General features: G+C 28.8%; 25 protein-coding genes and 1 pseudogene. 23 read left to right on the top strand and 3 right to left on the bottom strand.

Features of this window, described 5'->3' with window-relative positions:
• Positions 1-339: ComEC/Rec2 family competence protein (locus tag RWY47_RS10220; protein ID WP_316030316.1), on the top strand; the 339-nt coding region annotated here is incomplete at its 5' end.
• Positions 293-1,324, top strand: a complete 1,032-nt coding sequence (gene holA, locus RWY47_RS10215) for a DNA polymerase III subunit delta (RefSeq protein WP_025162064.1) — start codon at positions 293-295, stop codon at positions 1,322-1,324. The genes RWY47_RS10220 and holA, both read left to right, overlap by 47 nt.
• Before the next feature lie 370 nt (positions 1,325-1,694).
• Here holA and rpsT read toward each other — a convergent pair whose 3' ends face one another.
• On the bottom strand, positions 1,695-1,961 hold the full coding sequence (gene rpsT, locus RWY47_RS10210; RefSeq protein WP_224170455.1) for a 30S ribosomal protein S20: 267 nt from the start codon (positions 1,959-1,961) through the stop codon (positions 1,695-1,697).
• A gap of 275 nt (positions 1,962-2,236) precedes the next feature.
• Here rpsT and gpr point away from each other — a divergent pair, with 275 nt between their 5' ends.
• The 20 genes and pseudogenes from gpr (at position 2,237) to RWY47_RS10110 (ending at position 22,225) form a co-directional block, all read left to right on the top strand.
• On the top strand, positions 2,237-3,193 hold the full coding sequence (gene gpr / locus RWY47_RS10205; RefSeq protein WP_021429798.1) for a GPR endopeptidase: 957 nt from the start codon (positions 2,237-2,239) through the stop codon (positions 3,191-3,193).
• A 12-nt stretch (positions 3,194-3,205) separates the two neighbouring features.
• Complete coding sequence (spoIIP, locus tag RWY47_RS10200) at positions 3,206-4,177, top strand: stage II sporulation protein P (RefSeq protein ID WP_021429843.1); 972 nt, start codon at positions 3,206-3,208, stop codon at positions 4,175-4,177.
• A 9-nt stretch (positions 4,178-4,186) separates the two neighbouring features.
• A complete protein-coding gene (locus RWY47_RS10195; RefSeq protein WP_021429890.1) occupies positions 4,187-4,444 on the top strand; it encodes a hypothetical protein in 258 nt (85 codons plus the stop codon).
• Positions 4,445-4,577: 133 nt separating this feature from the next.
• The gene (lepA, locus tag RWY47_RS10190; RefSeq protein ID WP_021429845.1) at positions 4,578-6,383 is read left to right on the top strand and encodes a translation elongation factor 4; all 1,806 of its coding nucleotides are present in this window, start codon (positions 4,578-4,580) and stop codon (positions 6,381-6,383) included.
• A 259-nt stretch (positions 6,384-6,642) separates the two neighbouring features.
• A complete protein-coding gene (locus tag RWY47_RS10185; protein WP_142730488.1) occupies positions 6,643-7,974 on the top strand; it encodes an APC family permease in 1,332 nt (443 codons plus the stop codon).
• Positions 7,975-8,168: 194 nt separating this feature from the next.
• Positions 8,169-9,299 carry a radical SAM family heme chaperone HemW gene (gene hemW, locus RWY47_RS10180; protein ID WP_142730487.1) on the top strand — a complete coding sequence of 377 codons (1,131 nt, stop codon included), beginning with the start codon at positions 8,169-8,171 and terminating at the stop codon, positions 9,297-9,299.
• 103 nt (positions 9,300-9,402) lie between these two features.
• Positions 9,403-10,422 carry a heat-inducible transcriptional repressor HrcA gene (gene hrcA / locus RWY47_RS10175; RefSeq protein ID WP_021429927.1) on the top strand — a complete coding sequence of 340 codons (1,020 nt, stop codon included), beginning with the start codon at positions 9,403-9,405 and terminating at the stop codon, positions 10,420-10,422.
• Positions 10,423-10,437: 15 nt separating this feature from the next.
• Complete coding sequence (gene grpE, locus RWY47_RS10170) at positions 10,438-10,992, top strand: nucleotide exchange factor GrpE (protein WP_142730486.1); 555 nt, start codon at positions 10,438-10,440, stop codon at positions 10,990-10,992.
• A gap of 66 nt (positions 10,993-11,058) precedes the next feature.
• Positions 11,059-12,897 (top strand): molecular chaperone DnaK, encoded by a 1,839-nt coding sequence (gene dnaK, locus RWY47_RS10165; RefSeq protein WP_142730485.1) that lies wholly within the window; start codon positions 11,059-11,061, stop codon positions 12,895-12,897.
• Positions 12,898-13,001: 104 nt separating this feature from the next.
• A complete protein-coding gene (gene dnaJ, locus RWY47_RS10160) occupies positions 13,002-14,153 on the top strand; it encodes a molecular chaperone DnaJ (protein ID WP_142730484.1) in 1,152 nt (383 codons plus the stop codon).
• Between the two features lie 156 nt (positions 14,154-14,309).
• Positions 14,310-15,500: a dicarboxylate/amino acid:cation symporter gene (locus RWY47_RS10155; RefSeq protein WP_035114549.1), complete on the top strand. Its 1,191-nt coding sequence runs from the start codon at positions 14,310-14,312 to the stop codon at positions 15,498-15,500.
• 191 nt (positions 15,501-15,691) lie between these two features.
• Positions 15,692-16,960: pseudogene (locus RWY47_RS10150) on the top strand (dicarboxylate/amino acid:cation symporter).
• Positions 16,961-17,241: 281 nt separating this feature from the next.
• Positions 17,242-17,715, top strand: coding sequence for a hypothetical protein (locus RWY47_RS10145; RefSeq protein ID WP_224170459.1), 474 nt, complete (start codon positions 17,242-17,244; stop codon positions 17,713-17,715).
• Between the two features lie 127 nt (positions 17,716-17,842).
• Positions 17,843-18,550, top strand: coding sequence for a YjjG family noncanonical pyrimidine nucleotidase (locus tag RWY47_RS10140; protein ID WP_224170460.1), 708 nt, complete (start codon positions 17,843-17,845; stop codon positions 18,548-18,550).
• 56 nt (positions 18,551-18,606) lie between these two features.
• Positions 18,607-18,846 carry a DUF1653 domain-containing protein gene (locus tag RWY47_RS10135; RefSeq protein ID WP_046822116.1) on the top strand — a complete coding sequence of 80 codons (240 nt, stop codon included), beginning with the start codon at positions 18,607-18,609 and terminating at the stop codon, positions 18,844-18,846.
• A gap of 15 nt (positions 18,847-18,861) precedes the next feature.
• On the top strand, positions 18,862-19,083 hold the full coding sequence (locus RWY47_RS10130) for a YdbC family protein (RefSeq protein WP_021429829.1): 222 nt from the start codon (positions 18,862-18,864) through the stop codon (positions 19,081-19,083).
• 314 nt (positions 19,084-19,397) lie between these two features.
• Positions 19,398-20,411, top strand: coding sequence for a TDT family transporter (locus tag RWY47_RS10125; RefSeq protein ID WP_021429938.1), 1,014 nt, complete (start codon positions 19,398-19,400; stop codon positions 20,409-20,411).
• Positions 20,412-20,578: 167 nt separating this feature from the next.
• Positions 20,579-21,028, top strand: a complete 450-nt coding sequence (locus RWY47_RS10120; protein ID WP_224170461.1) for a LytTR family DNA-binding domain-containing protein — start codon at positions 20,579-20,581, stop codon at positions 21,026-21,028.
• 1 nt (position 21,029) lies between these two features.
• Positions 21,030-21,455 (top strand): DUF3021 domain-containing protein, encoded by a 426-nt coding sequence (locus RWY47_RS10115; RefSeq protein ID WP_021429920.1) that lies wholly within the window; start codon positions 21,030-21,032, stop codon positions 21,453-21,455.
• A gap of 83 nt (positions 21,456-21,538) precedes the next feature.
• Positions 21,539-22,225, top strand: a complete 687-nt coding sequence (locus tag RWY47_RS10110) for an MgtC/SapB family protein (protein WP_021429871.1) — start codon at positions 21,539-21,541, stop codon at positions 22,223-22,225.
• A gap of 32 nt (positions 22,226-22,257) precedes the next feature.
• On the opposite strand, the gene RWY47_RS10105 is transcribed toward RWY47_RS10110, so the two are convergent.
• Positions 22,258-22,890: a GNAT family N-acetyltransferase gene (locus tag RWY47_RS10105; protein WP_021429818.1), complete on the bottom strand. Its 633-nt coding sequence runs from the start codon at positions 22,888-22,890 to the stop codon at positions 22,258-22,260.
• Positions 22,891-23,021: 131 nt separating this feature from the next.
• On the opposite strand from RWY47_RS10105, the gene RWY47_RS10100 reads away from it, so the two are divergent.
• The gene (locus RWY47_RS10100) at positions 23,022-23,816 is read left to right on the top strand and encodes a MerR family DNA-binding transcriptional regulator (RefSeq protein WP_224170462.1); all 795 of its coding nucleotides are present in this window, start codon (positions 23,022-23,024) and stop codon (positions 23,814-23,816) included.
• A 32-nt stretch (positions 23,817-23,848) separates the two neighbouring features.
• On the opposite strand, the gene RWY47_RS10095 is transcribed toward RWY47_RS10100, so the two are convergent.
• Positions 23,849-24,397: a hypothetical protein gene (locus RWY47_RS10095; protein WP_224170463.1), complete on the bottom strand. Its 549-nt coding sequence runs from the start codon at positions 24,395-24,397 to the stop codon at positions 23,849-23,851.
• Positions 24,398-24,592: the final 195 nt, after the last annotated feature.

Genomic DNA, 24,592 nt, shown 5'->3' with positions numbered 1-24,592 from the left:
ATTGTATGTATAGTTAGTAATATAGTAGTTGTACCACTTTTAAGTATAATTATATATATTAGCATTTTAAGTGCTATAGTATTGCCGTTTAGTTTAATTTTAACTAAAATAATGGTTGGGATTAACACAAGTATAATTGATTTTATATATATGACATTAGAATTTTTATATAATATAAATGGAAGCTTTATTGAATTTGAAAATTCTAATAAAATTTTAGTTATTGTATATTACATTTTGGTAGGAATTTTTATGATATATAAAGAAATAAAAACGATAAAGGAGCAAAGAAATGAATTACAAGGATATCATCAAGAGCATGAACAACAACGAATTTAAAAATGTATATCTTTTTTATGGAAGAGAGTTTTATTTAATAGAAAATGTAATTAAAACTTGTAAAAAAAGTTTAAATGAAAGTATGATAGATTTTAACCTAGATATCCTTGATGGAAAAGAACTGACATTAGATCAAATTTTAAGCAATGCAGAAACACTTCCATTTATGGATGAGAGGAAAATTTTAATAATAAAAGATTTTGAATTACTAAAGGGAAAGAAAAAAAACTTTTCAGATAGTGATGAAAGTGAGCTTATAGAATATATTGAAAAAGTACCTAGCACAACGGTTATAGTTTTTTTAGTTTATGGAGATGTAGATAAAAGAAAAAGTTTAGTTAAAAAAATCAACAAAGTTGGAATAGTTAATCATTGCGATAAGTTAAGTGATATGGATTTATTCAAATGGGTAAAGAATAGATTCAAGCAAAATGAAGTATATATAAATGATTCTGAAATCATGTATTTTATAGAGCAAGAAGGATATAGAGATAAAAACAGTGAAAAGACATTATCTGATTTAGAAAACGAAATAAATAAAATAGCTTCATTTGTAGGCAAAGGAAATAATGTAACAAAAGCTATTATTGATAAATTATCTCAAAAGAAAGTTGAAAATGATATATTTAAACTAATTGATGAGATTGGAAATAAAAATTCATCACATGCAATGAAAATAGTAACGGATATGATTTTAGAAGGTGAATCTGTTCTTGGTATATTTGCTATGGTTTCAAAGCAATTTAAATTAGTAATGCAGGCAAGGCAATTACAAAACCAAGGGTATTCATCTAAAGTTATAGCTGAGAAATTATCAGCGCATCCATTTGTAGTTACTAAGGCTTTAAAACAGGGCAGACTATTTGCTGATGAAGCTGTAGTTGATATGTTAAATTTTATATTAGAAAGTGATTTTAAAATAAAGAATGGACTAATGAAAGATAATTTAGCGGTAGAGATACTTGTAAGCAAGTATTGTCAATAAGGAATTGTTCAAAAAGATTTAATATGTAGTTAGTTTTAGTATTGTTTAAAAATTTATCCATATGAAACTTTTAAGATAATTAAAGTATAGGGTAAATTCTTAAATAATACTTAACTAGTTTACTATTAATCTAGAATTTGGATAATTCCTTATTTTTTACGCTTAAGGAAATTATACTTAATTAAATTTTGTGGGTAACTTATGTAACATAGTGATACAAATGTTTTGGTGAAAGTAAAAAATGACATTTTGAGCAACGGACGGAGTCGTTGGCGACATGAGCGAAGCGAATTTTTTATGCGCAGTTTTAAATTAAACAGAAAAAGACCCTTGATTAAAATCAAGGGTCAATATCTATTTTAAACGGGAATTAAGCGTTCATTCCGTTTAACTTTTGAGCTAACTTAGCTACTTTTCTAGCTGCAGCGTTCTTGTGTATAGTTCCTTTAGAAGCTACTTGAGATATTCTCTTTTGAGCGTATTGGAATCTAGCAGCAGCCTCTTCTCTGTTTCCTGCAATAACAGCTTCTTCGAACTTTCTTATTGCAGTTTTTATTTGAGATTTTCTAGCTCTGTTTAAAGCAGTTTTCTTCTCGATAACTTTTATTCTTTTCTTTGCTGATTTTATGTTTGCCATCTGGTTCACCCCCTCGTGAGTAGTTTATATTATTCATCGTCAACATATTAGATTTTAACAGAAATAAATCTAAAAATCAAGGATAATTATTATTAACTTTTTTAATATCTTTCCATTTGACTTTTTAGATTATAACCCAAATCAAAATATTTTACAACCTACAAATTAATTATTCTAAAAAAAATTAAATTAAATTTATTTGGTTATAAAATTATAAAATTTGTTAACAATGTTTAGTATGATTAAATTTAAACTTTTAAAATGGAGGAAGTTTTATGATAAGTTTAAGAACTGATTTAGCTCTAGAAGCTAGAGAAATATATGAACAAGGTAATGATGGAAGTAATATACCTGGAGTTAAAATAGATACAAAAGAATTAGATGATTGTATTGTAACTAAAGTTGAAGTATTAGATGAACAAGGATCTCAAATTATGAACAAGGGGATAGGTATTTACACGACTATAGAAAGTAAGTTAATGAAATATGATGATGATGAATCTAGAGAGCAGGTAACTGAATATTTAAAAGATGAACTAATAGATATACTTGGAACTGATAAAACTAAAAAGACGTTAGTTATAGGGCTTGGTAACTGGAATATAACATCAGATGCATTAGGACCGAAAGCTGTTTCTAAAACTCTAGTAACTAGACATATATTTAAAAACTACAACAAAGAATATGATGATGATTTTACAGAAGTTGCAGGTCTTAGTCCTGGGGTAATGGGAATTACAGGTATAGAGACAAGCGAGATTGTAAAATCAATAGTTGATATGATAAAGCCTGATAGAGTTATAGCAATAGATGCCTTAGCTTCAAGAAAAATGGAGAGAGTAAACTCTACGATACAAATTTCAACAGCTGGAATTTCACCTGGAGGAGGGGTTGGTAATAAACGAAAAGCATTAAATAAAGACTATTTAGGGGTAGATGTAATAGCGATAGGAGTTCCAACAGTAGTTGATGCTGCAACATTAACTAGTGATGTACTTGACCTTGCAATTGATAATCTTATGGAACAATCCAAAGAAAGCAAAGATTTTTACAACATGCTAAAACAGTTAAAAGAAGAAGAAAAATATCATTTTATAAGAGAATCACTAGAACCATATGATAAGAATTTAATAGTTACACCAAAAGATATAGATGATACGATTGAAAATCTAGCAGTAATAATAAGCGAAGGCTTAAATAGATCGCTTCATCCTGGGAGAATTGTAAATTAAGGAGGATATAATATGAGAAGAAAAGTTGCTAGTTTGAGCATTTTAACCTGTGTTATATGTGGGTTATGTTTCAAAACATCGTATGCACTAAATGAAGATGAGTTTTTAAAATTTCTTATAAATACAAGTTATCCAGAGACTAAGGTAGATACACCTAAATCTGAAAATGAAAAGGAAGCAAGCAAAGCGGAAAATAAATCAGAAAAAAAATCTACAAATAAAGAAGATGAATTTGTAAAGATGTATGTAGGAGAAGAAAATGTTCCTAAAGTTGAAGATTCATCGAAAAAAGAAAAAACTACAGAGGCGTCATCTACAAGTAGCAAATATGTAGATAATGTATTAGCGACAAAAGATCAGCCTCAAATTCTTATATATCATACTCATGGAGGAGAAACTTATGTAAATTCTCCAACAGGAAATTACCACTCTTATGATAAAGAAAATGCTACCCTTGAAATTGGAGCACTTTTAACTCAAGAGTTAGATAAAAGAGGAAGATCTGTAGTTCACAATACTACTTACCATGATATGCCGGAGTTTACAGGGGCATATAGTAGAAGTTTAAAAACTATAGAAACAATGCAGGCAAAATATAAAAGTATTGATGTAATAATAGATTTACATAGAGATGGTAGAGATATAGCAAGTGAAAAAGCTAAGAAAGATTTCCATGATGCATGTACAACTAAAATAAATGGAGAAAATGTTGCTAAATTTTTATTTGTTGTAGGTGAAAAGAGTGAGAACTATTCTAACAATTTACAATTAGCAAAAGAAATTACAGCATTTGCTGAAAGTAAATACCCAGGAATAACAAGACCAGTAGTTAAAAAGCCAAAAGCAAAATTCAATCAATATAAGTCAGATAAGCCATTGTTACTAGAAGTAGGAGGAAATGCAAACACTATAGAAGAAGCTCAAGCATCAGTTAAATATATTGCAGAAGTAATAGATGAATTTTTAAAAGAAAAAGGTATGTAGGATAAAACTATGAGCCGAATAGAACGTAAAAAAGAGGAAAAGATTAAAAAGCTATCTAGAAGGCCTATATATAGAGGAATGTTTATATTAACTATGGTTTGTGTAATAAGTGTATGCATATTTTTAGTGGATAAAGAGGCTACACTTATGATAGGGAAGATAGATAAGTACAACATAGAAGTTTTTATAGAAAACTTAAATGGTTCATTTATGAAAACTGTAAAAGATGTAGAAGAAAAAATAAGCAAACTTAATAATTTAAGATAAATTAGGGTTATCGATACGATAGCCCTAATATTATTTTAAGAACCTTTGTTTAAATTGTTGTATCAATATTTACATAATTGCGGATATATTATAAAATAAAAGTTATGATAATAATAAAAAGGAGGAATAAAAGGTGGACAGCAAACAAAGTAGAACGAGAAATTTTAGTATAATAGCGCATATAGACCATGGAAAGTCTACCTTAGCAGATAGATTAATTCAACATACAGGACTTGTTAGTGAAAGAGAGATGAAAGATCAGTTACTAGATAACATGGATCTTGAAAGAGAAAGAGGAATCACTATAAAGCTTCAAAATATTAGATTAGTTTATAAGGCTAAGGACGGACAAGAGTATTTCTTAAACTTAATAGATACTCCAGGACATGTAGACTTCAACTATGAGGTTTCAAGAAGTTTAGCAGCTTGTGAAGGGGCATTACTTGTAGTAGATGCAGCTCAAGGTGTTGAAGCTCAGACATTAGCAAATGTTTATCTAGCAATAGATCAAGATTTAGAAATATTACCAGTTATAAATAAAATAGATTTACCAAGTGCAAGACCAGATGAAATAAAAACAGAAATAGAAGATATAATAGGGCTTGATGCAAGTGAAGCTCCACTTATATCAGCTAAAAGTGGATTAAACATAGAAGATGTATTAGAAGCTATAGTTAAAAATGTTCCAGCACCACAAGGTGATAAAGAAGCTCCTTTAAAAGCATTAATATTTGACTCATATTATGATGCATATAAAGGGGTTGTAGCATACGTTAGAGTATATGAGGGAACAGTTAAAAAAGGTATGACTATAAAAATGATGAACACTAATAAAAAGTTTGAAGTAACTGAAGTTGGTGTTATGGCTCCAGGACAAAGAGAGTTAGATGAGTTAAGTGCTGGAGATGTTGGATACATTGCAGCTAGTATAAAAGATATAAGAAGTTGTTGTGTCGGAGATACAATAACTGATGCTAACAACCCGACTGAAAATCCAATGCCAGGATATAAAAAGGCTACTCCAATGGTTTATTGTGGTATATACCCAGGTGAAGGAGAAAAGTACGAAAACGTAAGAGATGCTTTAGAGAAGCTACAAGTTAATGATGCGGCGCTTGAATTTGAAGCTGAAAGTTCAGCAGCATTAGGATTTGGATTTAGATGTGGATTCTTAGGACTATTACATATGGAGATAATCCAGGAGAGATTAGAAAGAGAATTCGATTTAGACATAATAACTACAGCACCATCTGTTATATATAAAGTAACAAAAACTGATGGGGAATTAGTTATGGTACAAAATCCAGCGAACTTACCAGAACGTGATGAGATACAAATGATAGAAGAGCCTATGGTAAAAGGTGATATAATAGTTCCTAAAGACTATGTAGGTACAGTTATGGAACTTTGCCAAGAGAGACGTGGAGATATGATAAATATGGAATACATAGATGAAAAAAGAGTAATGCTTCACTATGATCTTCCACTTAATGAAGTTGTTTATGATTTCTTCGATGCTCTAAAGTCTAGAACAAGAGGATATGGATCATTAGATTACGAGTTAAAGGATTATGTTCCTTCTAAGCTTGTAAAATTAGATATATTAATAAACAAAGAACAAGTTGACGCACTTAGCTTTATAGTTCATGAAAGTAAAGCTTACTCAAGAGGGAAGTCAATGTGTGAAAAATTAAAAGGTGAAATACCTAGACATCAATTCCCAGTACCTATACAAGCTGCAGTGGGGAATAAGGTAATGGCTAGAGAAACTATAAGTGCACTTAGAAAAGATGTTCTTGCTAAGTGTTACGGTGGAGATATATCACGTAAAAAGAAACTTCTTGAAAAACAAAAAGAAGGTAAGAAACGTATGAGACAAATTGGATCTGTAGAAGTTCCACAAAAAGCGTTCATGTCTGTATTAAAATTAGATAGCTAATTATTATAAAATGAAGGGAATTTTCCCTTCATTTTTTTTGTAGAAATAATCAAAAAATGTAGAAAATTTAGTATAAAAACTAACTAAAATTTAATAAAATAATGAGGTAATGGTTATCCTAAATTATAAAATAAATAAATTTATTTAAACTACTGTAAAAAAAAAAATAAAAGTGTCGAAATGTATTGTTATTTATAAAAAAATGTAGTAATATTCATATTGGACATTTTAATAAAGCAAAAATATAAGGAGGAAAACGATGAGCAACAAGGGACTTCAAAAAACTTTAGGTTTTTCGGCAGCGCTTTCTACAGTTGTTGGTATGGTTATAGGTGGAGGGGTATTCTTTAAGCCTCAAGCTATATATTCAGCAACAGGTGGAGCACCAGGATTAGGTATGTTAGCATGGGTTATAGCTGGGGTTATAACAATAGCAGCTGGACTTACAGCAGCAGAGGTATCTGCAGCAATACCAAAAACTGGTGGTATGATGATATATATCAAAGAGATATATGGAGACAGATTAGGATTTTTAACAGGGTGGATGCAAGCGGTATTATTCTTCCCGGCGACAGCAGCAGCATTAGGTGTAATATTTGCTCAACAAGCAGCTACTTTAATAGGTCAAAGTGAGACTAATATGGCAGTTGTATTACCAATAGCATTAGGAATTATATTATTTTTAGCAGTTTTAAACACAGTAGGATCTAAATTAGGTGGAACAATACAAACTGTAGCAACTATATGTAAATTAATACCATTAGCTGTTATAATAGTATTTGGATTTATAAATGGATCAGGAGATAACTCAATAACAACTCCATTCATAGGTGAAAACTTATCTATGGGAGCTGTTTTAGGTCAAGTTTTAATAGCAGCATTATTCGCATATGATGGATGGATAAATGTTGGATCTATAGCAGGAGAAATGAAAAACCCAGGTAAAGACTTACCAAAAGCTATAGTTGGTGGTTTATCAATAGTTATGGCTGTTTATGTAGTTATAAACTTAGCTTACTTATGGGTTGTACCAGCTAGTGAAATGGCAACAGTAAGTGCTCCAGCATCATTAGTTGCAGAAAGAATATTTGGACCAATGGGTGGTAAAATAGTAACAGTTGGTATATTAATATCTGTATTCGGTGGATTAAATGGATACTTATTAACTGGACCTAGAGTATCTTACGCATTAGCTTGTGAAGGTACATTACCAGGAAGTAAAGCATTATGTAAGTTAAATAAAGGTGGAGTTCCAGCAAATGCAATATTCTTAATGGCAATACTTGCTTGTTTATATGCATTATCAGGACAATTCAACTTATTAACAGATTTAACAATATTCATAATATGGGTATTCTATGTATTAACTTTCATAGGAGTAATGAAGTTAAGAAAAGACCAACCAAACTTAGAAAGACCATACAGAGTGCCTTTATACCCAATAATACCATTAATAGCAATAGCTGGTGGATTATTCGTTATAGTTAACCAATTAATGAATAATACTTTAGTAGCTGCTGGTGGATTAATAGTTACGGCTATAGGGTTACCAGTTTACTCAGTAATGTCAAAAAAACAAGAAAATAATTAATTAATTATTTAAAAATAGATAAAAAAGAGATAGTAATTTTACTATCTCTTTTTTGTGCTTAAGGAAATTATTACGTGGTTTATATAGAAGTTAAATAAATGAATATTTTATGTGAATTTTAGATGAATAAGATTAGAATAGTTATGTTTTGAGGTATAATAGATATAATTATATTTAAATATTAAGGAGTAATTATGTTAGGACTATATATACATGTGCCGTTTTGCGCGCAAAAATGTTATTACTGTGATTTTAACTCGTATAAAATTAATAGTAATCAAAAGAAAGAATATCTAATAAATATAGAAAGAGAAATGAAATTTTATAAAGACGAATTTAAGGACAAGTGTTTTGATACAGTATTCTTTGGAGGAGGAACTCCAAGCATTTTAACTGTAGATGAACTGCAAGAACTTGTTAATAATATAAATGAAAATTTTAATATAAAAAAAGACGCAGAAATAACTATTGAATGTAATCCAGGAACAATAAATAGAGAAAAGCTTGAAGCTATGAAAAAAATGGGTATAAATAGATTGAGTATAGGGCTTCAAGCTACTCAAAATTATCATTTAAAATCTATAGGAAGAATACATACATATGAAGAATTTGAGAAAAACTATTACGATGCATTGGATATAGGATTTGAAAATATAAATATAGATTTAATGTATGCGCTTCCAAACCAAAAAACTCAAGAATGGAAAGATACATTGGATAAAATTATAAAGTTAAATCCGTCACACATATCTGCGTATTCACTTATATTAGAAGAGGGAACGAAGTTATATTATATGTATCAAAATAAAGAATTTGAATTATTAGATGAAGATACAGATATAAATATGTATAACTATACAATAGACACTTTAAAAAGGCATGGATATAACCAGTATGAAATATCTAATTATTCAAAAGAAGATCTAGAATGTAAACATAATATTATATATTGGAAGTGTGACAACTATTTAGGTCTAGGTCCAGGAGCGTCAGGTTTTATAGGGGATACTAGATATTCAAATATAGAAGATATATGTGAATACAATAAGTGTATTATGCAAAATATAAGGCCTGTTAGTGAAGAAATCGAATTAACTAAAAAAGATAAGATAGAGGAATTTATATTTATGGGGCTTAGAATGAATGAAGGCATAAATATAGATATATTTAAAGAAAGATTTGATACAGATTTTTATGATATATATCAAGAAGTTATGGATAAGCTTATAAAAAGAGAGCTTGTTAGATTTGACGGAAAAAACATTTCTCTAACTCAAAAAGGAAGAGAAATTTCTAATAGTGTGTTCATAGAATTCTTAAATTAATCAAAAAGTGTTGACAAAGCAAATTTAAAGTGATATAAAATATATATAATCTTTTAGCACTCCAACTAAATGAGTGCTAACAAAAGAGGAGGCTTTGGATTATATGGAATTAAATGAAAGAAAACTAAATATCCTTAAAGCTATTGTTAAAGATTATATAGAAACTGCAGAAGCTGTAGGGTCTAGAACTCTTTCTAAAAAGTATGAGCTAGGAGTTAGTGCAGCTACGATAAGAAATGAAATGGCTGACCTAGAAGAATTAGGATATTTGATTCAACCTCATACCTCCTCAGGGAGAATTCCTTCAGAAAAAGGATATAAGTTGTATGTTGATTCTTTAATGAGTACATGCGAATTAAATGATATTGAAAAACATTTAATAGAAGAATCAATAAACCAAAACATGAATTATATGAAAGATTTGATACATGAAACATCTAAGTTGATATCTAGATTAACTAATTATACAACTATAGCTGTTACTAAAAATACATCAAATATTCAAGTTATAAAACATGTTCAATTGGTTGGATTAGATGAAAAAAGTATGGTTTTAATAATAGTTACAGAAAAAGGTGAAATAAAAAATACTATTATATCAACCAATATACAGATTGATCAATCTAAACTTAATTTAATTTCTGATAATCTTACTAAGAAGCTTTCAGGAAAAAATATAACTGAAATTGATGAAGATTTTCTAAACTATATAAAATATGAAATAACAGAAAACTCTTTATTTATTGATAAGCTTATTGATGCACTAAACTTCGATTTTGAAGAAAGCAACACAGCGATATCTTTAAGCGGAGCAACTAATATATTTAATTTCCCAGAATTTAGTGATGTTGTTAGAGCTAAAACATTTCTAAATATGCTGGAAGAGAAAGAAAATATATCGAGTATGCTTAAATCTAAAGGAATACAAAAAGAAAACCTAAATATAATTATCGGAAGCGATAATGAATGTGAGGTAGCTCAAGATTGTAGTATTATAACTGCAACTTACAATATAGATAAAAATGTAGTAGGTAAAATAAGCTTGATAGGTCCAACAAGAATGGATTATTCAAAAGTATACTCTATATTAAATTACATGGGACTACTACTAAACAAAAAATAGTTAGGGGTGTAAGTTTTGGAAAACAATATACAAGAAGAATTACAAGAAGATATAAAAGATAATGCATCAGAGGAAGTAGAAGAAGTTATCGAAGAAGCTATAGAAGAGGATACTGAAGCTAAAGAAGTAGATGAAGCTGATGAGAAAGATAGCAAGATAGAAGAACTTACAGATACTCTTCAAAGACTTCAAGCAGAGTACGCAAACTATAGAAGAAGAACTCAACAAGAGAAAGAAACTATGGGTGTATTTGCTAATGAGAAAATATTAAATGAATTAATACCTGTTATGGATAATATGGAAAGAGCTATGGATGCTTGTACAGATAAAGAAGATAACATGTATAAAGGCATAGATATGGTGCAAAAACAATTAAAAGCTACATTTGAAAAATTCGGACTAGAAGAAATAGAAGCTGAAGGTCAAGAATTTGATCCAAACCTACACTTAGCAGTTATGCAAGAAGCAGTAGATGGAACACCAGCAAACCAAGTGGTTATGGTTTTACAAAAAGGGTATAAATTAAGTACAAAGGTGCTAAGACCATCAATGGTTAAAGTATCTTGCTAACATAGAATAAAAAATAAAATTGAATTAATATCAATTAACATATAAATTTTTAAGGAGGATATTAAAATGGGAAAAATAATAGGAATTGACTTAGGAACAACAAACTCTTGTGTTGCAGTATTAGAAGGTGGAGAACCTCAAATAATAGCAAATAGCGAAGGAATGAGAACTACACCATCAGTAGTTGCATTTACAAAAGATGGAGAAAGAATAGTAGGAGAGCCTGCTAAAAGACAAGCAGTTACTAATGCAGATAGAACAATAATATCTATCAAAACTCACATGGGAACTGATTACAAAGTTAATATAGATGGAAAAGATTATAGTCCACAAGAAATATCAGCTATAACATTACAAAAATTAAAATCAGATGCTGAAAGCTACTTAGGGCAACCTGTAACTGAAGCTGTTATAACAGTTCCAGCATACTTTACAGATGCTCAAAGACAAGCAACTAAAGATGCAGGTAGAATAGCAGGACTTGATGTTAAGAGAATAATAAATGAGCCAACTGCAGCTGCACTTGCTTACGGTATGGATAAATTAGATCAAGAAAAGAAAATATTAGTATTTGACTTAGGTGGAGGAACATTTGACGTATCTGTACTAGAAATAGGAGATGGAACTTTTGAAGTTTTAGCTACTGCTGGTAACAACAGATTAGGTGGAGATGACTTTGACCAAGTTATAATAGATTACTTAGCTGAAGAATTCAAAAAATCTGAAGGTGTAGATTTAAGAAATGATAAAATGGCTCTTCAAAGATTAAAAGAAGCTGCTGAGAAAGCTAAAAAAGAATTATCTTCAACAATGAGTACAAACATAAACTTACCTTTCATAACAGCTACAGCTGAAGGACCAAAACATCTTAACATAGATTTATCAAGAGCTAAGTTTGATGAGTTAACAGCAAACTTAGTAGAAAAAACTATGGAACCAACTAGAAGAGCATTACAAGATGCTGGACTTTCAACTTCTGATATAGATGATGTATTATTAGTAGGAGGATCTACAAGAATACCAGCTGTTCAAGAAGCTGTTAAGAAATTCATAGGAAAAGAACCTCACAAAGGTATAAACCCAGATGAATGTGTTGCTGCAGGTGCTGCTATACAAGGTGGAGTTTTAGCTGGAGATGTTAAAGACTTATTACTTCTAGACGTTACTCCATTATCTTTAGGAATAGAAACTATGGGTAATGTAATGACTAAGATAATAGAAAGAAATACAACAATACCAACTAAAAAATCTCAAGTATTCTCAACTGCTGCAGATAACCAAACTGCTGTTGATATACATGTTTTACAAGGTGAAAGAAGTATGTCTTTCGACAACACTACTTTAGGTAGATTCCAATTAACTGATATACCACCAGCTCCAAGAGGAATACCTCAAATAGAAGTTACTTTTGATATAGATGCTAACGGTATAGTACACGTTACAGCTAAAGATTTAGGAACAGGAAAAGAGCAAAAGGTAACTATAACTTCAGGAACTAACTTAAGTGAAGAAGAAATACAAGCAAAAGTTAAAGAAGCTGAGATGAATGCTGAAGCAGATAAACAAAAGAAAGAAAAAATAGAAGCATTAAATCAAACTGAAGCTACTATATACCAAATGGAAAAAACTTTAGCTGATGCTGGAGATAAAGTTGATGCTAATGCTAAATCTGAAGTTGAAGCAGAAATAGCTAAATTAAAAGAATTAAAAGCTAAAGAAGACGTTACAGCTGAAGAATTAAATAAAGCTTTAGAAGAATTAAACAAAAAGTTCCACAAAATAGCTGAGCAAATGTATCAACAAACTGCTCAAGATCAACAAGCACAAGGTGGAGCTCAAGAAGAAGCTAAACAAGATGACAATGTAGTAGATGCTGATTTCAGAGAAGTAGATGATCAAAAATAGTATTTGAAAATCAACGTTACTTGTATATAATAAATATATAAAATTAATAATAGCTTGTAGACGTCTACAAGCTATTGTTATGTAATACGAAGGTGGTGGCAAGCGTGGCTAAAAGAGACTATTATGAAGTATTAGGTGTCGACAAAGGTGCTGATGCACAAACGTTAAAAAAAGCATACAGAAAACTTGCAATGAAATATCATCCAGATAGAAACCCAGATGATAAAGAAGCAGAAGCAAAGTTTAAAGAAGTAAACGAAGCATATGAAGTATTATCAGATGATACAAAGAGATCTAATTATGATCAATTTGGTCATGATGGTGTAAATGGAGGCTTCGGAGGACAAGGCGGATTTGGAGGCTTTGGCGGTGGAGCTGGAGGCTTTGAAGATATATTCGGAGATATATTTGGTGATATGTTCGGAGGCGGCTTTGGCGGAGGAAGACCTAGAAGAAGAGGTCCTGAACGTGGAGCTGACATAAAACAAACTGTAACTATTACATTTGAAGAAGCTGCATTTGGAGTTAAAAAATCTATAAAGATAAATAGAACTGAAGAGTGTAGTGAATGTCACGGAAGCGGCGCAAAAGATGGAACATCTAAAAAAACTTGTCCAACATGTAACGGTTCTGGAGAGGTTAGAACAGCTCAAAGAACACCGTTTGGAAATATAATGAGTACTAGAACTTGTTCTACATGTAACGGAGAAGGAGAAGTTTTAGAATCACCATGTCCTAAATGTAGTGGAAATGGAAAGATTAGAAAAACTAAAACTATAGAAGTTGATATACCAGCAGGTATAGATAATGATCAAATAATTAAGTTAAGTGGTCAAGGTGACTTAGGATCAAAAGGTGGACCTAGGGGAGACTTATATATAATAGTAAATGTTAAGCCTCATACATTATTTACAAGAGATGGATATGATGTATACTTTGAATTACCTATAACATTTGTTCAAGCTGCACTTGGAGACGAAATAGAAGTTCCTACTTTAGATGGTAAAGTAATGTATAATGTTCCAGCAGGAACTCAAACAGGAACAGTATTTAGATTAAGAGAAAAAGGTATATCAAAAATGAGAGGGAATGCAAGAGGTGATCAATATGTTAAGGTTACAGTTGAAATTCCTAAAAAATTAAATGATAAGCAAAAAGAACTTCTAAAAGCATTTGCGGAGTCTTGTGGAGATGAAGTTCATGAAAAAAAGAAGACTTTCGGACAAAAGATAGAAGACTTTTTTAAAGGAAAATAAAAGTATAAGATAAAATGAACTCTAATTAGAGTTCATTTTTTATGTATAAAAGAACTCTATACAGTTAAATAGATTTTATTGAAAATATCTATAAAGTGAAGAGTTAGTTGACTACACTATTTTGTTTATATAACATTTAAAGAGGGGGGGATTTTTATGAAAAAATTATTTGATAGCTTAATATTCAAACTCATATTAGCTGTCTTTTTAGGATTGTTAATTGGACTTTATTCACCAAAATCTTTTATGAATGTTATAGTAACATTAAAGTATATTTTAGGTCAGGTAATTTTCTTTGCAGTTCCTTTAATAATAATAGGATTTATAGCTCCATCTATTGCAAAACTTAAAAGTAATGCTTCTAAACTCTTAGGGTATGCTATAACTTTTGCTTACATATCTTCTATCGGAGCAGCTACATTTTCTGCTATTTTCGGATATATGTTAATTCCAAAATTATCAATACAATCAACTACAGACACTTTAAGAGAATTACCAGCTCTTATATTTCAATTAGACATTCCTCAAATTATGCCTGTTATGAGTGCTTTATTTTTATCAATAATATTAGGTCTTGCAACTGCTTGGACAAAGGCAGATTTATTTGAAAAACTATTAGATCAATTTCAAGATATAGTTCTTAGCTTAGTAAAAAAAATAGTAATTCCATTGCTTCCAATTTTTATTGCAACTACATTTGCAACATTAGCTTATGAAGGATCTATAACAAATCAATTGCCAGTATTTATAAAAGTAATCATTATAGTTCTTATAGGGCATTTTATATGGCTTGCATTTTTATATGCTTTAAGTGGGTTTATGTCGGGTAAAAATCCTATGGAAGTATTAAAACACTATGGACCTGCATATTTAACTGCCGTAGGAAGTATGTCTTCAGCGGCAACTTTGCCTGTTTCAATTGAATGTGCGAAAAAATCCAAAGTTTTAAGAAAAGATATTTTAAATTTCTCAATACCATTATTTTCAAATATACATTTATGTGGATCAGTTTTAACAGAAGTATTTTTCGTTATGGTAGTTTCACAAATTCTTTATGGTAAGTTGCCAGATGTATCATCGATGATATTATTCATAGTTTTACTTGGTATATTTGCTATAGGTGCTCCAGGAGTTCCAGGCGGAACAGTTATGGCATCACTTGGATTAATAACTAGTGTATTAGGATTTAATGAGACAGGAACGGCTCTTATTTTAACTATATTTGCCCTTCAAGATAGTTTTGGAACAGCGTGCAATGTAACTGCTGATGGGGCGTTAACGCTTATGCTTACCGGAGTAGCAAATAAGAAAAATATAAAAGAAGAAAGTGAAGAAAAATCAATATAAGATTAATATATAAGGCTATGGATATTAAGTTCATAGCCTTATTTTTATATTGTTATTCAATATATAGTTAAAAACTATAAAATATATGTAAAATATTGTAAAAAACTATACTCATTGACTTTGAAAACTATTTTGCATACAATGTTCTTCGGGAGTGACAAATTTACTCATATCAGGAAAGGGGTTTACACATGAAAGACTTTTTAAAAACGTATAAGTCTTCATTTGTGTTACTAGGTTGTACAATAATTGGAGCCATAGTAGGACTTATACTAGGGCCAAAAGCTACAGTTCTTAAACCATTTGGAGATTTATTCATCAATCTAATCATGATGATCGTAGTCCCACTTGTGTTCTTCAGCGTTGCATCGGGGGTTGCAAACGTCAATAGCATGCAAAGATTCGGGAAAATAATGAAAAATGTAATTATTGTTTTCACATTAACTACATTAGTAATGGCAGTCGTAGGTATTATAGGTACTATAATTTTCAATCCATCAAAAGGAATCGATATTCACTCAGTAAAAGAAATGATGGTTGCTCCAGACCAAGAAAAATTAACATCAAAAGGAAATTTACTAACTCAAATAGTAAATTCAGTTACAGTTTCTGATTTTAGTGAATTGTTCTCAAGCGGTAACTTATTACAATTAGTAGTATTTGCAGTACTAATAGGAAGTTCAATTGCCGTTTTAGGAGAAAAAGCAAAGACTATAAAGAATATACTTAATGAAGGAACAAATGTAATATTAAATGTAGTAGGAATTATAATGAAGTTGGGGCCTATAGGTTTAGGATGTTATACAGCATCGATTATAGGTGAACTAGGTCAAGAAATAATAGCAGGTTACATAAGAGTATTTTTAACTTATTGTGTATTAGCTGCAATATACTTTGCAGTATGTTATACATTATATGCATACTTATCAGGTGGTAAAAAAGGAGTTAAGAAATTCTATGAAAACTCTATAAGTCCAATAGCTACAGCTCTTGCGACATCTTCAAGCTCTGCTTGTATACCATCTAACTTAGAAGCAAGTAAAAAAATAGGGGTACCAGATGATATAGCTGAAACAGTTATACCTTTAGGGATTAATATACATAAAGATGGTTCGGTATTATCCGTTATAGTAAAAGTTGCATTTTTAACTGGAATACTAGGTGGAAATATGGCAGATCCATCGAACATATTAAACTTATTAGTTACAGTACTTGTTGTTGGAGTATTTATGGCTCCTGTAGCAGGTGGCTGACTTATAGGTGAGATGCTCGTGGTAAGCATCTTCGGATTCCCTGTTGAAGCAATTCCTTTATTAACAGTAATAACTACAATAACAGATATACCTAACACTGTACTTAACACAACTGGAAATACAGTAAGTTCTATGCTAGTTGCAAGACTAGTTGAAGGTAAGAATTGGTTAAAAGAAGAAGTTGAAACTTTTAAAAAGGCAAGCTAACAGGGAAAAGTAGTAATCTTAGGTTAAGATTACTACTTTTTTTACGCTTAAGGAAATTATACTTAATTAAATTTTGTGGATAACTTATGTAACATAGTGATACAAATGTTTTGGTGAAAGTAAAAAATGACATTTTGAGCAACGGACGGAGTCGTTGGCGACATGAGCGAAGCGAATTTTTTATTATACAAAAACTAAGACTCTATTTTAGTATGAACAACTTTCAAGACTTAAACATAATATATAGTATTCTTTAAAATTATTATGAGGTGGGAGGGTTTATGAGTAAATTTAATTTTATGATAGATGGAAAACATATAACGAATGAAGAAGAACTTCATCAGTTTATACTAGATAAAATAAATTTTGATAAGGAAGAACTTGTATTAGATGATAGCTATAGAGGTAGAAAGAAAAAGAAAACAGAATGTAAGCCTCATGGACCAAGACCTGTTTGTCTTAAGTTAATGTTCCCGTATAAGGTTGAGGTTATGTGCGGTTGTAAGCAAATGATATTTGGAATATTAGTAGATGAGCACGGCCACCCTGTAAAGAATCCTCTTATTGAATTTGAACTATCTGATTACAGCATAGGAAATCTTAGCTTTAGTCCAGCTCTTAGCTTTGGAGATGGGTGTTTTTGCACAACATTTGTAGGGGAAAGGGTAGGTTGCGGATTTTTAAAAATGTGTTGTAAGGGAACTGATTTAGATAGAGTTATACCTGTAGAAGTTACCCCTAATTGTGGATGTTAGAGAAGAGTACTTTTAAGCTCTTCTCTATTTTTAATTTAAATAGGAGAAGCTAATTTAGGTTCAAAATTTAATTAAATCCATATTATTTTTAATTAAAATAGAGTATTATATAAAAAGAGGTGAAGACATGAAACAATATAAACATTTAATATTTGACTTAGATGATACTTTATTAGACTTTCAAGATAACGAAAGAAACTCTTTAAAAGTTATTTTTAAAAAGTATAATATTCCTTTTAATAAAAAATCATTTAATCAGTATAAGTCTATAAATAGAGGATTTTGGAGTCAGATAGAACAAGGAACTATAGAAAAAGAAGAGGCACTAACTAAAAGATTCGAAGAATTTTTTGCTTTGTATGGATATGATGTTAAAGGTGAAATAGTAGAAAAAGAATATCAAAATTGCTTAACTAAAGGACATAAAACAATTCCCAAAGCTATGGAAACTTTAATGGAATTAAAAAATAGAGGATACAAGATATTTGCAGGAACTAATGGAATAGGAAAGACTCAAAAACAAAGACTTAAAGATTCTAAAATGGTGTATTTATTTGATGATGTATTTATTTCAGAAGAAATGGGAGTTGAAAAGCCAAACTCTAAGTTTTTCGAAATAATTTTTAATAAGTACGATTTTATGAAAAAAGAAGATACTCTTATGATAGGAGATAGTTTAGCTTCTGATATAAAGGGTTCTAATAATTTTGGTATTGATTGTGTATGGTTTAATCCTTTAGATAAAAAATCTAACGATATAAAACCTACATACGAAATTTCTGATATATCTGAACTATTATCAATGTTAAATAAAGAAGCTAGTTTAGCTGTGTAAAAGTATAAATAAAAAATTTAAAACTGGGTATATAAGGGTAAAAAGAGGTGAAAATTATGAGTAATGAAATAAAGGTTCAAAGACCATACAGACATTTTAAAGGGAATTTATATTATGTACATAGTATAGTGAAACATTCAGAAACGGGAGAGGAATTAGTATCATATCAAATGCTTTATCCTCCTTATGATATGTACGTTAGACCACTTAAAATGTTTCAAGAGAAGGTAGAAGAAGGAAGAGAAGATAATATAACTAATCAAGTTTATAGATTTGAACTATATACAGGAAAATAATTAAGAGGTGATGATATGGCAGGTATAAAATTTGATATACAAGAAAACTTTGGTGTTATTTCGGAAACTTCAAATGGATGGAGAAAAGAATTAAATTTAGTAAGTTGGAATGATAGAGCACCTAAATTTGATATAAGAGATTGGGATTCGAATCATGATAAAATGGGAAAAGGATTAACTTTAAGTACCGATGAATTAAGAGAGCTTAAAAGAATTCTTAATGAAATAGACTTATAAAATTTAATAATTATATTTTTATGTATCCTATATATAAAACATTGATAAAAATGTTTGTTTATATAGGATATTTTTATGCAAAAAAACTATAAAATTTTCAAATTTAAAAATAGCTAAAGATAAGTTAAATTAATGGATACATAGATAACCATTAAAAAAATAAATGATAAGTATGAAAAACTTGAATTAGTAAAATTGCTTAAAACTGTGTAAAATCAATACTTGAGAGGTATATATATATATGTAATTAAAAATTAAATCAGACTTAAAAAAATAATTTATAAATACAAAATATCATAATAGAGGGTGGTTAAATGAATAAATATATAAATAAACTTGAGAACATGCATATAGGTATAAGTGGAACGTGCTTAGCATTTATAACACTTAGCAATAGTTGGCAAATTAAAAATATCGGATATTTAAAACCAATTGCTATAGCTATAGCATTAGGAATGCTTACTCTTATGCTTATAAGATTAATAAAATTTCCAAAAGTAATGTATAAAGAGCTAAAAGACCCAGTTGTAGGAACATTTTACCCAACTCTTGGGATGGTAACTTGGTTAGTTTGTGGATACTTCTATCCTAAGTTTCCAACTGTATGTAGTACATTATGGATAGGGGCAGCTATATATCATTATGCAATAATTATTTTTTATACAGTAATAAGAATTAAAGAAAAGAAATTTAGCAATATAATGCCAACTTGTTTTATCGTATATACAGGTATGATAACAGGTAGTGTTGCTAGTAAAGGTATGGGAGGTATAATACCTGAAATAGCTCAGTTCATGTTAATGTTTGGATTTGTATTCTACACAATACTTTTACCAGTAGTTCTTTATATAGTATTTAAAAGTGAGATACTAGATGATAAAAAATTACCTACTGTTGGTATAGTTTGTTCACCTGCACCACTTGGAGTAGTAGGCATATTAACAATAGATCCAAATCCTAATATATATATGTTAACTTGGTTAATAGTAACAGGATTAATTCTTTTAGTGGTTGTATATGGATATATACTAAAATTATTTAAAGAAGGATTTAAACCAACATATGCATCATTTACATTCCCATTAGCAATAGCTACTTTAGCGGCTTATAAGTTAGCTGCATACTTTACATCTATAGGACATGCAAAATTAGGAGAAATATTTAATTTATTAGGTAATATAGAAATATTTATAGCAACATATGTAGTATTCTTTATATTATTAAACTTCTTAAATATGTTCTTTAAAGCAATAAACCCAAGAGTTGGAGAATATTTAGAAAAAGAAGAAGAGTTAATAGGTGGAACTCTTTACTCTCATGAAAAATAAAATTAAATAAATTTTTATTATAAGAAAAGAAACTATATTAAATAATATAGTTTCTTTTTTATGTTCAAAAAAATACCGCTTATACAACTAAAAACACCTTTTATATATAATTTATAGAATTAAAAAATTGATGATGTATAATTAAACTCAGATAGGGGGTCAAGGATGTGAAAATAGATATAGATATAGACAAAAGGTATGAAGAAACTCAAGTTATATTAAGGTCAAATGAAATGAATGATGAGACTATAGAAATTTTAGAAAAACTAAAAACTACAAAAAATAAATACATTTTAGGCAAATCAGATAAAAAGGTATATATAGTAGATGTGAAAGATATATATTTTTTCTACAGTGAAAATCAAAAAGTATTTGTTGAAACTGAAGATTTTAGATACGAAGTAGATGAAAGGCTATATGAAATAGAAGAGAATTTTAAAAATACATCATTTATCAGAGTTTCGAAATTTTCTATTGTAAATTTAAAGAAAGTTAAAAATATAGATATGAGTTTTAGTGGAAATTTAACTATTAATTTTATAAATGGCAAAAAGGAAAGTATATCTAGAAGATACATATCAAAAATAAAAGATTATTTAAAAAATGGAGGTTTTTAAAATGAGTAAGTATATAAAAACATTTATACATAGAGGTGTGTGTTATGGAATACCGGGAGGGGTATTTATAGGCCAATTAGTGTTTTTTATAATTTTATTAACTAACGATATAAGTAGTTTTGAAACAACAAGGGAACAGTTTTTTATTCAATTTTTAGCTTCAGCGGTTATGGGGTTTTATTGTACAGGACTAAGTGTTGTATACTCCATAGAAGAATGGAGTTTATTAAAACAGACGTCTATAAATTTAATACTTATTACAATTGTGTATTTTCCAATTTCATATTTAACAGGATGGATGCCTAAGAACTTTTTTGGAATAGCTTCATTTATTTTGACATTCATAGTTTTTTATATTGTGGTATGGAATATATTCAGTCATAGAGTAAGAAGTATTAATGAAAAACTAGGGAAATTAAATAAGTAGATATTTAAACTTATATCTTGATAAATTTAATTTATATAGGGTATATATCTTACTAAAAAAGATTTATAAGTAGGAGTAATCTTATGAAAATACAAGATATAGTTATAAGAATTTTACTATCTATTTTTATAGGTGGTATAATTGGTTTTAATAGAGAAAGAGAAAATGTATCGGCAGGATTTAGAACTCATGCATTAGTTTGTTTAGGTGCAACAATAGCTGCATTAATACAAGTACAGTTAGCGAGTTTAGCACTAAGCCAAATAACAAGTGAGCCAGCCCTTTCAGGAATAGTAAAGGTGAATGATGGAAGATTTATTGGCCAAGTAGTTTCTGGAATAGGATTTTTAGGAGCTGGAACTATAATAAAAACTAAAGGTTCTGTTAAAGGACTAACTACAGCAGCTTCTATTTGGACAGTTGCATGTATTGGAATCGCTACAGGAATGGGATTTTATGAAGTAAGTATTTTAGGTGGTATTAGTACAATAATAGTCCTTGTAGTTTTAAAGAAAATAGAAGGTAAGTATATAAATAAATCTACAAAGATAAAACTTATTATAAAATACAAATCTAAAACCGAAGCTATAAAAGAATTAAAAAATTCAATTGAAGATTTACAATTACAAATTGAATCTATAGAGTTTGTAGATGAATTTAATGTTATATATACATTAAAAGACTTAAAGCTTATATGTATAAATGATTTGATTAGCTTACTATCAGAAAATGAAAGTATATTAAAGGTAAGTAAAATTGATAATTTTTAAATTAGGAGTGTACCAAAAGGTACCTCCTATATTTAGTTGAACTTATATCCATATAAAAAAATATTTAAACTAGATGGAATTGTATCAAAATAAATTTCTTTTTCATTTAGACGATTAAAGTTTTGACTATCGTAAAATCCATAATTACATCTAGTATCCGTATATAAATAGATACTGTTAACTTTCATATCAATCATATAGTTAGATAGATATTTAATTAATGTTTTTCCTACTCCAAGACCTCTAGATTCTTCGGACACAATAAATAATTGAATACAACCTTGGAAGTCGTCTTCCTTACCTTGGATAATTTCTTTATAAGTTTGTGATACTTTAGAAAATTCCTTTATAGCGTTTTTATTTTCTTTACTAGAAAAAGCTAATTTTGTACCACTAGAAACCCAACTTAAAATATTAGAAAGTTTTCTTAAATGTTTTTTATCATTTTTTGCATTTCCTAATATTATTCCAATAACAACATTATCTTTTACAGCAACCTTGCTAAATGAACTATCTAAAAGACATCCTTGTAAGTAAATATTTAATATCGATTCTAATAAATTACTATCTTTTATAAATTCACTAAACCCAAATGCATTATTAATTAATTCTTTAATACGATTATAATCTTTTTTCTCTAAATTTCTATAAACTACATTTTTCATATAGACACACTATCCTTTCTAACTAATGAATTAAAAGTAAAATTTCTGTTGAAAATACCTTATAATGATAGTAATGTATACCCTAAAGGGAGAGTCAATGCGAAAAATTTAAAATTAGGGGATGAAAATTTATGAAAAATTTATACTCTATAGGAGAGGTTTCAAAAATAAAAAAAGTAACTGTAAAAGCATTAAGGTATTATCATAAAGTTGGAATCTTAATTCCTAAATATATAGATGATAACACTGGGTATAGATATTACTCGATAGACCAATTCATACATATTGATGTAATAAAGGGATGTAGAGCACTAGGAACTAGTATAGTTGAGCTCCAGGAAATTTTTAAGGATTGTGAAACAGAAAAACTTTTAAAGTTTTTGCATATAAAAAAATTACAAGCTGAAGAAAATATAATAAAAATGAAAGAAATAATAACGAATATTGATAGTTTAAACAATAGTGTTGAATATTCAAAAGCATTAATAAAAGATGGAGAAATAAGGATTAAACATTTTGATGATAGATATATAGTAATAGCACCGTGTAAAGAAGTAGGAAGTTTAAAAGAGCTTATTCCGTATTCAGAATTAGAAAAAATTATTAAAAATAAAAATTTAAATATCTCTATAGAAAGAGGAATTGGATATGATTTTAATTCTGAGGGAGAAGTAGAACCATTTTATGTATTTAATGAAGTAATCAAAGATGAAAATATCAAAATAGATAAACATATAGATTTATTGCCTAAAGGTGATTATTTAACATTAGCATACACAAAAGAAAATGAGGAAGAATGTATAAATAAAATTGTAAAATACATAAAAGAAAATAACTTAGAAGTAAAAAAATTTATTGAAATTGAGTTATTTAATGATTTTTTTAATACTAAAACATATAGTTGCCAAATTCAGATACTTATATAAAAAGGTTGTAAAAGTTTTACAACCTTTTTGTTTTATAAAGATACAAGAGCTACTGACTGAATTTGAGCAAGTACTAATTGAGATAAAGCATCTATTAAGTTTTTATTTATAGACATATCTTTTAAAGCTAAAAAGTTCATAAAGCTATTTATTGATATTTTTTCATATATGTATAAATAAGTATGCTTATCTTTTAAGAAATCTTTATTCTTTATAGAGTTATTAATTAAAGAAAGCTCATCCACAGTTGACCCTATTACTGCATACACACATGTATGTTCTCTATCTAAATCGTAATTTTTTATATAATCACATTTAGAGCTAACTAAGTTGTTCAAACTAATTATAGTATTATAAACATTTTTAGAAGAGTAGTAATTAGATTGATCTTTAACTTGTTTTGATATAAAATCGTATCTATTTTTTATTTGAGGTAGTTGTGATTTATAACTAATTAAAAGATTTTGTAATTGAGTGTTATATTCAATTTCTGTATCTTTGTTTTTAAACTCTAAATCTCTATATTTTAAAGAAGCTTCTTCTAAATCTCTAAATAGCTTAATATCTTCAAGTTTTTTCATTGTTAAACCTCCATAATAACTAATTAATTTAAGTTAATTATATTATATAAAATAGAATAATTTAAGAAAATGTTTTCAAAGTAGTGCTGTATATTAATTTTATATAAGAATAATGAATATAAACTTAAGTTTGTACACTTTTTACAATTGATAAAAATAAAGAACTAATTAACAAAAAATAAGCTAAAACTACAC

It is taken from the genome of Paraclostridium sp. MRS3W1 (assembly GCF_032465715.1).
In the GTDB taxonomy this organism is placed as follows: Bacteria; Bacillota; Clostridia; order Peptostreptococcales; family Peptostreptococcaceae; genus Paraclostridium; species Paraclostridium dentum.
The sequence above is the reverse complement of the archived record's forward strand: the minus strand, read 5'-3'. Positions and strand labels throughout refer to the sequence as shown.

Bases quoted from the DNA above. Each gene is read 5' to 3' on its own strand.
- RWY47_RS10115 (WP_021429920.1), top strand. From the start codon at position 21,030: ATGAGTAAGTATATAAAAACATTTATACATAGAGGTGTGTGTTATGGA.
- gpr (WP_021429798.1), top strand. From the start codon at position 2,237: ATGATAAGTTTAAGAACTGATTTAGCTCTAGAAGCTAGAGAAATATAT.
- spoIIP (WP_021429843.1), top strand. From the start codon at position 3,206: ATGAGAAGAAAAGTTGCTAGTTTGAGCATTTTAACCTGTGTTATATGT.
- RWY47_RS10125 (WP_021429938.1), top strand. From the start codon at position 19,398: ATGAATAAATATATAAATAAACTTGAGAACATGCATATAGGTATAAGT.
- hemW (WP_142730487.1), top strand. From the start codon at position 8,169: ATGTTAGGACTATATATACATGTGCCGTTTTGCGCGCAAAAATGTTAT.
- hrcA (WP_021429927.1), top strand. From the start codon at position 9,403: ATGGAATTAAATGAAAGAAAACTAAATATCCTTAAAGCTATTGTTAAA.
- RWY47_RS10135 (WP_046822116.1), top strand. From the start codon at position 18,607: ATGAGTAATGAAATAAAGGTTCAAAGACCATACAGACATTTTAAAGGG.
- RWY47_RS10145 (WP_224170459.1), top strand. From the start codon at position 17,242: ATGAGTAAATTTAATTTTATGATAGATGGAAAACATATAACGAATGAA.
- holA (WP_025162064.1), top strand. From the start codon at position 293: ATGAATTACAAGGATATCATCAAGAGCATGAACAACAACGAATTTAAA.
- RWY47_RS10195 (WP_021429890.1), top strand. From the start codon at position 4,187: ATGAGCCGAATAGAACGTAAAAAAGAGGAAAAGATTAAAAAGCTATCT.
- RWY47_RS10095 (WP_224170463.1), bottom strand. From the start codon at position 24,397: ATGAAAAAACTTGAAGATATTAAGCTATTTAGAGATTTAGAAGAAGCT.
- RWY47_RS10140 (WP_224170460.1), top strand. From the start codon at position 17,843: ATGAAACAATATAAACATTTAATATTTGACTTAGATGATACTTTATTA.
- RWY47_RS10110 (WP_021429871.1), top strand. From the start codon at position 21,539: ATGAAAATACAAGATATAGTTATAAGAATTTTACTATCTATTTTTATA.
- RWY47_RS10100 (WP_224170462.1), top strand. From the start codon at position 23,022: ATGAAAAATTTATACTCTATAGGAGAGGTTTCAAAAATAAAAAAAGTA.
- RWY47_RS10105 (WP_021429818.1), bottom strand. From the start codon at position 22,890: ATGAAAAATGTAGTTTATAGAAATTTAGAGAAAAAAGATTATAATCGT.
- RWY47_RS10130 (WP_021429829.1), top strand. From the start codon at position 18,862: ATGGCAGGTATAAAATTTGATATACAAGAAAACTTTGGTGTTATTTCG.
- rpsT (WP_224170455.1), bottom strand. From the start codon at position 1,961: ATGGCAAACATAAAATCAGCAAAGAAAAGAATAAAAGTTATCGAGAAG.
- RWY47_RS10185 (WP_142730488.1), top strand. From the start codon at position 6,643: ATGAGCAACAAGGGACTTCAAAAAACTTTAGGTTTTTCGGCAGCGCTT.
- dnaK (WP_142730485.1), top strand. From the start codon at position 11,059: ATGGGAAAAATAATAGGAATTGACTTAGGAACAACAAACTCTTGTGTT.
- RWY47_RS10155 (WP_035114549.1), top strand. From the start codon at position 14,310: ATGAAAAAATTATTTGATAGCTTAATATTCAAACTCATATTAGCTGTC.